14 protein-coding genes are annotated in these 13,219 nt (G+C 38.5%); 10 read left to right on the top strand and 4 right to left on the bottom strand.

The features are described from left to right. The first annotated feature begins 741 nt into the window (after nucleotides 1-741). Complete coding sequence (locus tag FS486_RS14130) at nucleotides 742-2,718, top strand: S9 family peptidase (RefSeq protein ID WP_144512202.1); 1,977 nt, start codon at nucleotides 742-744, stop codon at nucleotides 2,716-2,718. 101 nt (nucleotides 2,719-2,819) lie between these two features. On the opposite strand, the gene FS486_RS14125 is transcribed toward FS486_RS14130, so the two are convergent. Beyond that, nucleotides 2,820-4,121 (bottom strand): amino acid permease, encoded by a 1,302-nt coding sequence (locus FS486_RS14125; RefSeq protein ID WP_222122598.1) that lies wholly within the window; start codon nucleotides 4,119-4,121, stop codon nucleotides 2,820-2,822. Nucleotides 4,122-4,304: 183 nt separating this feature from the next. On the opposite strand from FS486_RS14125, the gene FS486_RS14120 reads away from it, so the two are divergent. The 4 genes from FS486_RS14120 to FS486_RS14105 are packed head-to-tail and all read left to right on the top strand — an operon-like array spanning nucleotide 4,305 to nucleotide 7,079. After that, entirely contained in the window at nucleotides 4,305-4,838 is a 534-nt protein-coding gene (locus tag FS486_RS14120) for a GNAT family N-acetyltransferase (protein WP_144512200.1), read from the top strand. Next, complete coding sequence (locus FS486_RS14115; RefSeq protein WP_144512199.1) at nucleotides 4,835-5,563, top strand: ABC transporter ATP-binding protein; 729 nt, start codon at nucleotides 4,835-4,837, stop codon at nucleotides 5,561-5,563. The genes FS486_RS14120 and FS486_RS14115 overlap by 4 nt, the downstream gene beginning before the upstream one ends. Continuing rightward, nucleotides 5,560-6,312: an ABC transporter permease gene (locus FS486_RS14110; protein ID WP_144512198.1), complete on the top strand. Its 753-nt coding sequence runs from the start codon at nucleotides 5,560-5,562 to the stop codon at nucleotides 6,310-6,312. The genes FS486_RS14115 and FS486_RS14110 overlap by 4 nt, the downstream gene beginning before the upstream one ends. Before the next feature lie 5 nt (nucleotides 6,313-6,317). Next, entirely contained in the window at nucleotides 6,318-7,079 is a 762-nt protein-coding gene (locus tag FS486_RS14105) for a hypothetical protein (protein WP_144512197.1), read from the top strand. A gap of 73 nt (nucleotides 7,080-7,152) precedes the next feature. Here FS486_RS14105 and FS486_RS14100 read toward each other — a convergent pair whose 3' ends face one another. From FS486_RS14100 to FS486_RS20195, 3 genes are all read right to left on the bottom strand, one after another. Continuing rightward, complete coding sequence (locus FS486_RS14100) at nucleotides 7,153-7,458, bottom strand: hypothetical protein (RefSeq protein ID WP_144512196.1); 306 nt, start codon at nucleotides 7,456-7,458, stop codon at nucleotides 7,153-7,155. Nucleotides 7,459-7,532: 74 nt separating this feature from the next. Continuing rightward, the gene (locus FS486_RS14095; protein WP_144512195.1) at nucleotides 7,533-8,534 is read right to left on the bottom strand and encodes a S66 family peptidase; all 1,002 of its coding nucleotides are present in this window, start codon (nucleotides 8,532-8,534) and stop codon (nucleotides 7,533-7,535) included. A gap of 33 nt (nucleotides 8,535-8,567) precedes the next feature. Continuing rightward, nucleotides 8,568-8,708, bottom strand: a complete 141-nt coding sequence (locus FS486_RS20195; protein ID WP_186321459.1) for a hypothetical protein — start codon at nucleotides 8,706-8,708, stop codon at nucleotides 8,568-8,570. Between the two features lie 111 nt (nucleotides 8,709-8,819). Here FS486_RS20195 and FS486_RS14090 point away from each other — a divergent pair, with 111 nt between their 5' ends. From FS486_RS14090 to FS486_RS14070, 5 genes are all read left to right on the top strand, one after another. Continuing rightward, the gene (locus FS486_RS14090) at nucleotides 8,820-9,053 is read left to right on the top strand and encodes a hypothetical protein (RefSeq protein ID WP_144512194.1); all 234 of its coding nucleotides are present in this window, start codon (nucleotides 8,820-8,822) and stop codon (nucleotides 9,051-9,053) included. A 966-nt stretch (nucleotides 9,054-10,019) separates the two neighbouring features. After that, nucleotides 10,020-10,661 carry a class I SAM-dependent DNA methyltransferase gene (locus FS486_RS14085; protein WP_144512193.1) on the top strand — a complete coding sequence of 214 codons (642 nt, stop codon included), beginning with the start codon at nucleotides 10,020-10,022 and terminating at the stop codon, nucleotides 10,659-10,661. Between the two features lie 12 nt (nucleotides 10,662-10,673). Further along, nucleotides 10,674-11,144, top strand: coding sequence for an S-ribosylhomocysteine lyase (locus tag FS486_RS14080; protein WP_144512192.1), 471 nt, complete (start codon nucleotides 10,674-10,676; stop codon nucleotides 11,142-11,144). Continuing rightward, nucleotides 11,144-12,076, top strand: coding sequence for a PLP-dependent cysteine synthase family protein (locus FS486_RS14075; protein ID WP_144512191.1), 933 nt, complete (start codon nucleotides 11,144-11,146; stop codon nucleotides 12,074-12,076). The genes FS486_RS14080 and FS486_RS14075 overlap by 1 nt, the downstream gene beginning before the upstream one ends. A 2-nt stretch (nucleotides 12,077-12,078) precedes the next feature. After that, entirely contained in the window at nucleotides 12,079-13,212 is a 1,134-nt protein-coding gene (locus FS486_RS14070; RefSeq protein WP_144512190.1) for a bifunctional cystathionine gamma-lyase/homocysteine desulfhydrase, read from the top strand. Nucleotides 13,213-13,219 lie beyond the last annotated feature (7 nt).

Here is a 13,219-nt window from a genome sequence, read left to right as displayed (position 1 = left end):
TTGGTCTCGCTAAGCCATTTCCTAACTTTTAATGGCTAATAAATACAGATAAAAGCGTCTATTTTTGATGGATTGGAGCTGAAGGACGGCGACTCCAGTGGAATCAAGTGAGTAAGATGAGACTTCACAACGAACGCCAAAGCGGACGGTGAAGGCTCATCACTCACCCCACGGAAAGCGTCCGTCCTTCAGCGGAAATCCTAGCGGGTCTTCGGCTAATGCTTTTCCCGTTGAAGTCTCACGCCGCCGCGCTAAATCCAACTGTTAAAGAGTGCTTTTCCCATAAATGTATCCAAAAAATGGCTTAGCGCAACAGAATCGTTATGGAGAGCAACCAATTCGACGACGAGAGCAACTAGATTATCCCGGAAAGCAATCAATTCATCCTCGAGAGCAACCAAATTTATAAAATGGAATTATTTTACAATAAACGTTGAGTAATTGGCTATTTTAGTTAGCAATTTTGATGGATTGGAGCTGAAGGACGGCGACTCCAGGGGATCAAGTGAGTAAGATGAGACTTCACAACGAACGCCAAAGCGGACGGTGAAGGCTCATCACTCACCCCACGGAAAGCGTCCGTCCTTTAGCGGAAATCCTAGCGGACACTTCCTTAAGACCCATTATCCCTATAATCAGTCAACCATCAACTAGATGGATAGTTTTTTTATGAGTATGCAGGAGAAAGATTTCGAGTGTCGAAGTAATCATAGAATAGTTTGGAAAGTGGGGAATGACAAAATGACAAAAAGAAAACTAGAAGCAACTGATTTATTTAAATTGCACTCTGTTACGAATCCCGTTATCTCACCTAATGGTAAAGAAGCCGTATTTATTCGTACGGAAATGAATGAAACAGATAATAAATATTATGCGTATTTATATCATGTGAACTTAGAAACTGAAACGATGACGCAGTGGACGCATAAAAAAGAGCGGATTTCCTCGCCAAAATGGTCTACAGACGGAAGTTATATTGCATTTTTGTCGGACCGTGAAGAAAAAAATCAGTTGTATATTCTTTCTGCAAATGGTGGAGAAGCTAAAAAATTGACGAATGTTGAAAAGGGTATTTCTAGCTTTATTTGGTCACCATGCGGTAAAAAGGTTTGGTTCGTGGCTGCACTAAAAAAAGGAAAGTCTTGGACCGATGAAGTAGAAAAAGAGGAAGATAAATTTCCGGAAGCTTATGTAGTAGATAAAATGAAATATCACGCAGATGGTGTTGGTTTATTGCCCAAAGATACATATAGACAAATTGGATGGATAGATGTCGAGTCAAAGGAAATCACACAATTTACAGAAGGTCCGTTCCAGTATAATTTACAGGCTATTTCGCATGACGGTAAAAAACTCGTAATGGGAGTCGATCGAGAAGAGAACCAAGACTTTTCATTCCGCAATCCACTATTTTTAGTTGATATAGAATCGAAAAAAGAAACCGCACTAGTTGACGTGGAAGGCTATTTCGGGGGAGCGGCATTCTCGAAAGACGATCAGTACATCGCATTTTCTGGGAGCAATCGACAATTTGAAAATGCAACGCATACAGAAGTGTATGTATATGAAGTTCATACAGGAAATCTTCTTGTTTTAACAGAAGGAATGGATGCACCTGTAGGGGATTACTCAGGCGGAGATGTTCAGCAAGGTGCAAGTGCGCCAGATGTTGTATGGACGGCCGATAATAATTTATATTTTCAACTGTCAACAATGGGCGATGTTCGACTTTATTTCGCAACATTAGCAGGAGAAATATACCCAGCTACACAAGAAAATGAGCATGTATACGGATACGACATACATGCTTCAGGCACATTCGCTCTTGCGACAATAAGTAACGCAATATTTCCCGGGGAATTATTTAAGCAAAATTTGGCGACTGGTGAAAGAATTCAACTGACTCACTTTAATGGTGAGTTATTAAAGGATGTAGAGCTTTCAAAACCAGAGGCAATTGTCTATAAAGGGGCAAAAGAGTGGGATGTCCATGGATGGTTAATGAAGCCTGTCGGGTATGAGGAAGGGAAAAAATATCCGCTAATTGTAGAAATACATGGTGGCCCGCATACGATGTATGCAAATACTTTTTTCCATGAGCTACAGTTACTTGCAGCAAAAGGGTACGGAGTGTTATATGTAAATCCCCGAGGGAGCCACTCTTACAGCCAACAATTTGTAGATGCAGTACGAGGTGATTATGGTGGCGGGGACTATGAAGATATTATGGCTGGACTAGACTATGTGCTAAGTGAAAATGACTGGATTGATAAGACGAGACTTGGCGTAACTGGAGGCAGCTATGGTGGATTTATGACGAATTGGATTGTGGGGCATACGAATCGATTTAAAGCTGCGGTCACACAGAGATCTATATCAAACTGGATTAGTTTTTATGGTGTTTCCGATATTGGCTATTACTTTACGCCATGGCAAATTGGCACGGATATGACGGACATTGATAAGCTATGGGATGCTTCTCCATTGAAGTATGCATCGAAAGTAGAAACACCGCTGTTAATTTTGCATAGCGAAAATGACTATCGTTGCCCGATTGAGCAAGGCCAGCAATTGTATATTACATTAAAAGCAATGGGCAAAGAAACGAGCTTTGTTCGCTTCCCACAAGCAGATCATAATCTGTCGAGAGTTGGCCTGCCAAATTTACGACAAACTCGTTTAGAACAAATAACTAATTGGTTTGAAAAGTATCTTTAATTGGGAAAAGCCCCTTCATTTCTTTGCGAAATGAAGGGGCTTTTAATGAATCGCTTGATCTTTCGAGATAATCGCACGATCCCCAAAGAGAATCGCTCGAATCATCTTTTATGAAATCCCTTTTTATAGTACATAAAAACTAACGAGATAATCCATATAGGCCCAACGATTAGTGCGACGCGTGTGTCAGGGAAATATGCCATGAGTCCAAGCACGAGTACAAGGAAGGCTAAAGCTAAATACGAGCCTACAGGATAAAACAATGCTTTATATGTTAGTTTTGAAACTTCACCTTTAGATAATGTCTTACGAAACTTTAGTTGAGATAATAAAATAATACCCCAAGTCCAAACTGCTCCGAATGTGGAAATACTAGTTACCCATATAAATACTTTTTCAGGTACTAAATAATTTAGAATGACACCGATTACTAATAATAATGCCGAAAACAGAATCGCTCTCGATGGTACTCCGGTTCCACTAATTTTTTGGAAAGAAGCAGAGGCTTGCTTTTGTTCTGCCAAATTAAATAGCATACGCCCAGTACTGAAAATACCACTATTACAGCTAGAAAGGGCTGCAGTTAATACGACAAAATTTATAATTCCGGCAGCTGGCCCTATGCCTATTTTCTCAAACATCAAAACGAAGGGACTTCCATTATTTCCAATTTCATTCCAAGGATAAATAGACATAATAACGAACAGAGCTCCAACATAAAAAATAAGAATACGCCAAAAGACAGTGTCAATTGCACGTGGGATAACCGTTTTCGGATTCTTTGCTTCTCCAGCGGTGACACCTATCATTTCTACACCTAAATAGGCAAACATCACCATCTGCAGCGACATTAGAACTCCTGTAATGCCGTTCGGAGCAAACCCACCATTTGTCCATAAGTTACTAATTCCTACAGCTATTCCGCCATTTCCTATACCGAAAATAATCACGCCAAGCCCTACAAATATCATTGCCAAGATTGCGACAATTTTAATGAGAGCAAACCAAAACTCAAATTCTCCATATGCTTTCACCGCAATTAAGTTTACTAATGTCATGACAATAAGTGCTGCCAATGCCCATATCCAGCTTGGTGTGTGGGGATACCACATTTTCATATAAACTCCAACTGCTGTAATTTCGGCCATACATGTAACTACCCATAAAAACCAGTAATTCCAGCCTGTAATGTATCCCGCAAGTGGTCCTAAATAGTTCTGGGCATATCTACTAAATGATCCCGAAACAGGATTATGTACTGCCATTTCACCTAGTGAACGCATGATGATGAAGATGAACAACCCACCAATTATGTATGAAATAAGTATTGCTGGCCCTGCCAACCGAATAGCAGTAGCAGATCCTAAAAATAAACCTACTCCAATTGCTGCCCCTAAAGACATGAGGGTGATATGTCGCTGTTCTAATCCACGTTGTAATTGCTGATTTCCACCCAAAGTTGTGTCACTCCAATTTCTATTAATATTTTTGTTATATAACACTTTAACACAAGAAAGTCCAAGTAGGAAACGGTCATATTGACGATATTGTGCTAAAATTATGTATATGCAAATAGGACGGGGGTCATGAAAATACAACATATAACGATTAGACCAATAGTTGAATGTGAAATTATCCGTCTCTGGGAATTGAGCGCAAAAGAAGCCACTCCTGAATGGAAAAAGTGGGATGCCCCCTATTTTCCTTATGAACCACAAACATTAGAGCAATTTTTAAAGACAAAAGATCAACTGATTAATCAAGAAGATCTCTGGGGCATTTATGTGAATGATGAATTAATAGGTGCTCTTTGTTACTACTGGGAGCATGAAGAATCGCTTTGGCTCGAAATGGGGATTGTCATTTATGACCCACAGTATTGGAATGGGGGAATTGGGACTACAGCACTTCAAATGTGGATTGCACACTTATTTCAGGAATTACCACTGGTTCGAGTTGGCTTTACAACATGGTCGGGTAATGAACGTATGATTAAAGTCGGAGAAAAACTTGGTATGACGATGGAAGCTCGCCTACGAAAATGTCGTTACTACAGTGGCATCTATTATGACTCTATTCGAATGGGCATATTAAGAGAAGAATGGGAAGGTTGTATATGACTGTTTTATTTGAGTTAAAGAATGTTACGAAAGATCATTGGGATACGGATGAAACAAATAATCGCCCTTTTTTATTTGCTAATATATCAGCAAAAATTGATCAACCAGAACGAATTGCATTACTTGGAAAATCTGGACAAGGAAAGAGTACACTTCTTCGTATACTCGCTCAATTGGAGCCGATGGATAAAGGAGAAGTTTGGTTTAATGCCCACTCTACAAAAAAGATGGATACACGGACCTGGAGAATGAATATCGCTTATGTAGCTCAGCAATCAATCATGCTTCCTGGAACCATTTTAGATAATTTACATACCGTAAGTAGAATACATAATAGAGCATTCGATGAGCGCTTTGCAAAAGAATTAATGGAAGCAGTGGGCCTTGGATATTTGGATTGGGGAAAACAGGCAACAGATTTATCGGGAGGTGAAAAGCAACGAGTAGCCCTAGTTCGCTCCTTGCTTTTAAGGCCGTCCATCCTATTGCTTGATGAGATTACTGCATCTCTGGATCAGCAAAGCAAGGAGAATGTGGAACTACTTTTAAAAAAGCTACATAGGGAAGAAGGAACGTCTTTTATTCTAGTAACGCATGATACGGAGCAGGCTAAAAAGCTATGTGATCGGATATGGTATATGAAGGATGGAATTCTAGCAGTAGATTCAAAGACAGAAGAGTTTTTTGAAGGACCTACTCCTGTTTTTGACCAGGTGATGTTATGAGTTTTATCGCATTAAGTTTCACTTTATTGTTTGTTCTTATTACGATGTTTGTTTCTTATTGGCACAAACTTGATTTGGAAAAAGATATTGCAATCGGAACTATTCGCTCCGCGATTCAACTTCTTGCAGTGGGATATGTATTACAATTTGTATTTCAGTCAAAAAATATCTTTTTTATTATACTGATACTTTGTGTCATGATAATCATCGCTGCCAGAAATGCAGCAACACGCGCAAAAGGGATGACAGGAGTCGTTTGGAAAATTATTCTCTCTATTACAACGATGGAAATATTAATGATGGGACTTTTATTAGGCTTACAAATAATAGAAGCCACCCCACAGTACATCATCCCACTAAGCGGAATGACGATCGGGAATGCAATGGTTGCTTGTGGTTTATTTTTAACCCAATTGAAGCGGGAAACGGAAAGTTCCAAAGGCGAAATTGAAACACTGCTCTCTCTTGGTGCAACGAGTCGACAAGCAGCACAGGATGTACTGAAGCGTTCCGTGAAGTTTAGTATGATACCGACAATTGATGGAATGAAAACAGTAGGGCTCGTTCAACTTCCAGGGATGATGACGGGAATGATTGTTGCGGGAGCAGATCCTGTAGAGGCCGTCCGCTATCAAATACTGATCATCTTTGTGTTTACATGCTCCTCAGCAATTACGAGTATGATGCTAAGTGTTCTTTGTTATAAAAGCATATTTACGAAGGACCTTCAATTGAAGAAATGGGGATAAGGAAATTGAAAACTATAGAGATAAAGGAAATACCTGCACGAGTCACTGTCACATATGATTCATCATCTTTTCTATTGCCCCAACATATTCAAGAGCAACATGAACGGTATTGGGACGAGCAATTTGAGTTGAATCCTAATTTGCGAAACGGAGAAGTATTTACCATATCGGAAATTAGTGAAACAGAGGAAGAGCTACAAGTAACGGTTAAGAAAACGGATTACAAACATTATTTATACACGATTCGGCATGAAAATTGTGCGTTTCCTTGTAAAGTTATCTTTACTTGTGTAGCAGTGATTACGAATGACCATCATATTGCTTTCGGACGGATGAATCAACATACCTCGACACCAGGTAGATTACAATTTACTGGCGGGGGGTTAGACGAATCTGATTTGAATGGTTCCGTATTCGATTTGGTGAAAAATATCGGCAAAGAATTAAATGAAGAGATGGGCTTACATATCGAGTCGCCTTATATAAAATCTTTCCGTCCTAAATTTGTAAAAAACAAAGGAACGTACGACTTCTGGGCAGTCGTGTTCGAATTAGCAGTAGATTTATCTGCTCAGGAATTGCAAAAACTATTTGAAAAGCATAATCAAAGCCTAATCGAAAAAGGAGAACAGCCTGAATTCGAGGAATTTGTTTTTGTCTCATTAGATAAAGAGAGTGTAGAATCATTCATTCAACATGATATATCTCTGAAAGAGGATTATTTGAATCCTATTTTGAAGAAGTATGTGGAGAAAGAGCAAAAATAAAAACATCCAAAAGGATGTTTTTATTGAAATAGTGGAAGGTGAAGTGATAGTTGTAAGCTTGAGTTTATAGCTATTATGAATGAAACCTTTCTTTTTTTAAATAAATTTCATAAGCAAAAAATCCAAATAAATAGCCTATCGATGCACCTAAAGTGATTGTAGTTAATAGAGGCGATTGGAAAAATAAGGACCATAATACACCGATAGTGCAACCAAAAAGCATTCCTAGTGGTATTAAGCTATCCCATAATTTTTGCATGCCTTTTGATTTTTTCTTACCTAGGTTTCCTTGGCTATATGTATGTTTAAGCCTTTGAATTACAAATACTGCAATTCCTCCTGCAATTACAACTGGTGCAATTGCCAGAACAAATCCCATGTCAAAACCTCCATTTCTTTTTAATCGGATATTATCACATTTTAATGTTGTCCCTCGGGGTTAGTGCACACTCTCTAATTAATCCAAGGTTCCATAATTGTCACATCTTTATTCGTCGCATCTAATCTTACTTTGCGTCCTAACGGCATCGTAAGCATTGGATGTGTATGACAACAGTCAAATTCCGCAAGTATCGGAATAGTTGTTTTTCCAATTGTTTCGACTAATATATCATATGGATTTCTTCCAGTTCCTTGATCATCAAATAGTTCATGTTTTCCTAAAATAATCCCTGAAACACGTTCAAATACACCATTCAATTTTAATAAATTAAAATTTTTCTCCACAACGGATGCTGTTTTCATCGTATCTTCTATTAAAAGGATATCCCCTTCTTGTATAACAGGCATATACGGACTTCCCCAAATGCCGTACATTGCATTTAAATTCCCTCCAATTAATCTTCCCTCGGCAGTGCCTTCATTTATACAGATCCAGTTATTTGGTCTCTGGTGCTTATTTTCTGTTTTGATATCCCAATTGAGTGGTTCATCTGTCCAATAAGGAGGCATAGGAATTTTAAACGGATGCTGCTGTTCTTCTATTAATATTTCTTTAAAATAATCATATGTATAATGAACAAAAGGCTCAAATTCCCCGAAAGAAGGCACTAATGCGGGACCATAGAATGTTGGTATCCCGGTTTGTGCATAAATTGCTAACAAAATTGCGGTTGCATCGGAATAACCAATCATAATTTTAGGATTCTCTTTAAAAGCTTGATAGTCAATATAAGGTAAAAGAGCGTTAGAATTAGTTCCACCAATTGTCGACATAATACAGCTAATACTTGGATCTCTTATAAGCTCGTTTAATTCATTTGCACGTTCTTGAATAGTTCCCGAGCGGTAATGATCATGTTTGCCAGTTAGATTCCCCTCCACGATTACAAAACCTTTTGACTTCAAAAAAGACTTTGCTCTTTCAAAGCGTTTCGGGGATGAATAGGTAATAGGTGATGAAGGGGAATAGATGGCAATCTTATCCCCTGTTGTTAATCGGTTTAAAAGTGTCATTGACGAGATTCTCCTTCTGAATTGTTTTTGTCATTAGTTGTAGAATAGAATTTTGATGAGGATACCGGCAACTCCAATTCCTAATGCGATAAGTGACTTGATATTGTTATTTTTACTATCCTTATGTCGACGATCCTCTTTCAAAATCGGATATTCTTTTTCTAAATTTCCCAAGCGGTTACCACCCCATAAAAAATATTGATAGATAAACTTATAGGTAAGTGTTTCCAATTATAGCGTATTTAAGTTACGATTAAAATAGAATTTTCAGAAAGAGGGATTGCTATGTATTTAACATTATCTATTATTGGGGCAACTATCTTAGGATATTTAATATTTTCTTTCGGGGAAGTAGGAATTATTTTAGGTTTTGGGGTAATTGTAGGATGTCTGTTTAGAGGACTATATTTACTAAATGAAATAGATAAAAGACTACCGAATGCGGCCATAAAACGAGATAAAGTCAAGGAAGCTTTGAACCAGTATTTAGCGGAAAGGGATGCCGCCAAAAAACAGTAATATATAGTTTGAATAAGTGATAAATGGTCATACACTTGCTACGCCTATTGATTATCATAAGTATTCCAAATCAGAAAATATATTTAGAATAATATACGACGCTATATTATAGGGATAATGTGTCTTAATGGAGTGTCCGCTTGGATTTCCGCTGCAGGACGAACGCTTTCCGTGGGGTGAGTGATGAGCCTTCACCGTCCGCTTACGCGGCCGCCTGTGAAGTCTCATCTTACTCACTTGATCCCACTGGAGTCGCCGCCCTTTTCGCTCCAATCCCTCAAAAGAGGCGCCTTTTTCTGTATTTATTAGCCATTAAAAGTTAGGAAATGGCTTAACGAGACCAAATAGCTCGTGAAAGCAACCAATTCCCTGGGCAACGCAACCAGTTAGAGCGTGAAAGCAACCAAATTGGCAACGAGCGCAACCAATTCTCCACTCAAAGGCTAGCGGACACTGATTGCCATGCACTTTACTTGAAGTCTCCGCTTAATTTACATGGATAAGATGGTCCATTCAATATTGCGCAACATCTCAGTAGTTACTCGCAACTTTATAGACCGGATGCGCAACATTTCCCTGCTTACTCGCAACATTTTGAACGGACGGAACTTTTATGCTGGCTCGTTATGCTCGCATAACAACACTTTATGCATGAATGAGAGGACACTAGTTAAGACACATTATCCCTAATAAACGAACCGAAACATAAATTGAAAATAGAAATAATTCTACAAAACGATATCGAAAAAGTACATTTAAAAAAAGAATCCCCTTAAACAATTCCCCTTTTGAATATAATAATTCTTGCCAAAATTATTCCTCAATACTCCAACTAATAACTACTAAAAAACTTCTATTTATCATTTTTATAATTGACAAATAACTTCATTATGTTATAACTATTTATATTACGCCTAAAACAAAGCATTCCACTTGGAATAATGTACTTTAAAAAGGGGTTAGTAAATGGGTAGAGAATTTGTAGATATTTTCGATGAGTGGGCAGAAGAATCGTATGAGGCATCTGTATCAGGTGAAGACCCGGAGTACCGAGATGTTTTTATAGGATATGACAATATTTTAAATGAAGTTGCAAAACGTGTTTCTGGAACTGTTGTTGAATTTGGTACAGGTACGGGCAATTTAACGCTAAAACTTATAGAGGCAGGTTTTTCAGTAATTGGTATCGAACCTAATACAAAGATGCGTCAAGCAACTGCAAAACGTTTTCCTTCTATAGACGTAATGGATGGAGATCTAATTCAATTTGAGGCAGGTGCAGAGCATATCGATGCATTTGTAAGCACATATGTCTTTCATCATTTAACTGATGTGGAAAAAGGAATAGCCTTAAACAAATATGCAGAGCTTCTACCGTCAAACGGGAAAGTGGTTTTTGCAGATACTGCATTTACGACAGAAGATGCAAAACAAGCGCAAATTAGGAAAGAAAGAAAACGTGGGTTTCATCATGTAGCTGACGATTTAGAAAGAGAATACTATACGACGATTCCAATCCTATCAAATTTGTTTGAGGAAGCTGGGTTTGAGATCAATTTTACAAGAATGAATGATTTTGTCTGGTTAATGGATGCAATTAAAAAATAAGGAGCGATAAAAATGAAAAAAATGAATGTAGAAAGTTTTAACTTAGATCATACAAAGGTTGCAGCACCATTTGTCCGATTAGCAGGAACAAAACAAGGCAAAAATGGCGATGAAATATATAAATATGATATTCGGTTTAAACAGCCAAACAAAGAGCATATGGAAATGCCAGGCTTGCATTCATTAGAGCATTTAATGGCAGAAAATATACGTAATCATTCGGATCAAGTAGTTGATCTTAGTCCAATGGGATGTCAAACAGGATTTTATTTGTCTGTTATCAATCACGATAACTATGATGAAATTTTAGAGGTTTTAGAACAGACTTTGAATGATGTATTAAAAGCAACAGAAGTCCCTGCCTGCAATGAAGTGCAATGTGGATGGGCAGCGAGCCATAGCCTGGAAGGCGCTAAGGAAATTGCCGCTGAAATGCTAGCGAAAAAAGATGAGTGGCGCCAAATTTACAAAGAGGAAGCGTAATGAACTATTTTCATAATGTTCAAGAGTTAATAGGAAATACGCCAATTGTGGAAATCACTCATATCTCTATTCCAAATAATTGCAGGATATTCGCTAAATTGGAATATTTAAATCCAGGGGGCAGTGTGAAAGATCGGCTTGGTATGGCTTTGATCAAAGATGCTGAGCAATCTGGCAAGCTAGCACCAGGTGGAACAATTATTGAACCAACTGCCGGCAATACGGGCATTGGAATAGCACTTGCTGCAATTGGAAGAGGGTATAAAGTAGTTTTTGTTGTTCCCGAAAAGTTTAGTTTAGAAAAACAAACATTGATGAGAGCTTTAGGAGCAACAGTTGTAAATACAGTAACTTCTTTGGGCATGCAAGGAGCTATAGAAAAGGCAAGCGAGCTTGTTGCCAAAACACCAAATGCTTATTCACCATCCCAATTTTCCAATAGTGCAAATCCCATTACGTATACAAAAACAATCGGACCCGAATTATGGCGTGATTTAGACGGACAGATTGATGTGTTTGTTGCTGGAGCAGGCTCTGGCGGGACATTTATGGGGACTTCTACATTTTTAAAAGAACGAAATGCCAATGTAAAAACAGTAATTGTAGAGCCAGTAGGATCCATCTTAAATGGTGGTTGTGCAGGTTCCCATATGACAGAAGGTATTGGGATGGAGTTTTTATCTCCATTTATGGATCGTTCTTATTTCGATGCTATTCATACGGTCAGAGATGAGGATGCCTTTGCACAGCTTCGCAAATTAGCTCTCAAAGAAGGCTTGCTTGTTGGAAGTTCATCGGGCGCCGCATTTTTTGCTAGTTTGAAAGAAGCGGAAGTTGCCAAAGAAGGAAGCCATATTGTAACTATTTTTGCAGATTCGAGCGAACGTTATTTAAGTCAGAGAGTTTATGAGGTATTTAAGGAGGAAAATTAAATATGCGAGCAAAAACGAAACTCATTCATGCTGGTATTGTAGGTGATGAAACAACAGGTGCTGTATCAACCCCGATTTACCAAGTAAGCACATATAAACAAGAAGCAGTCGGTAAATTTAATGGCTATGAATATTCACGTACCGGTAATCCGACCCGCCATGCATTGGAGGTTTTGATAAGTGATTTAGAAGGCGGGATAGCGGGATTTGCTTTCGCTTCTGGAATGGCCGCAACCAGTTCTATCATGATGCTTTTTAGTAAAGGCGATCATGTCATCATTACAGATGATGTATATGGCGGCACATATCGTCTCATGACAAAAGTATTGAATCGTTTTGGTATCGAAGCAACATTTGTAGATACTAGTGATATTTCCAACGTAGAAGCTGCAATTTTAGAAAATACTAAAGCTATTTTCCTAGAAACACCGACAAATCCTTTATTGAAGATTACAGATATACAAGCAATTGCAAAGCTTGCAAAAGAAAAAGGACTGCTCACAATCGTGGATAACACGTTTATGACACCTTATTTCCAACAGCCAATTGCACTTGGGGCAGATATTGTTGTGTATAGTGCAACGAAATATATCGGAGGACATAGTGATGTGGTTGCTGGATTGGTTGTTGTGAACTCAGAGGAGCTTGCGACTGAATTACATTTTGTTCAAAATTCAGTTGGAGCAGTGCTTGGACCCCAAGATTCTTGGTTATTAATAAGAGGTATTAAAACACTTGGACTTCGCATGGAAGAACATCAGTTGAATGCTCAGCGGATTGCAGATTTTTTAGATAATCATGAGGCTATTGGGAAAGTATATTATCCAGGTTTGGAGAAACATCCTGGACATGAGCTGATGAAACAGCAAACGACTGGTTTTAGCGGAATGATTTCCTTTGACGTGGGAAGTGAAGGAAAAGCAGATGAGCTACTAGCCAAGCTTCGTTATTTTACATTAGCCGAAAGTCTAGGAGCAGTAGAAAGCTTGATCTCTGTTCCTGCAAGAATGACTCATGCCTCGATTCCCCGCGAACGACGATTGGAATTAGGCATTACAGATGGTCTTGTACGTATTTCTGTAGGAATTGAAGACGTAGAAGACTTAATAGAAGATTTAACGCAAGCGTTGGCATAAATAAGGG

The sequence above is a fragment of the Bacillus sp. FJAT-22090 genome (assembly GCF_007676755.1).
In the GTDB taxonomy this organism is placed as follows: Bacteria; Bacillota; Bacilli; order Bacillales_A; family Planococcaceae; genus Psychrobacillus.
The sequence above is the reverse complement of the archived record's forward strand: the minus strand, read 5'-3'. Positions and strand labels throughout refer to the sequence as shown.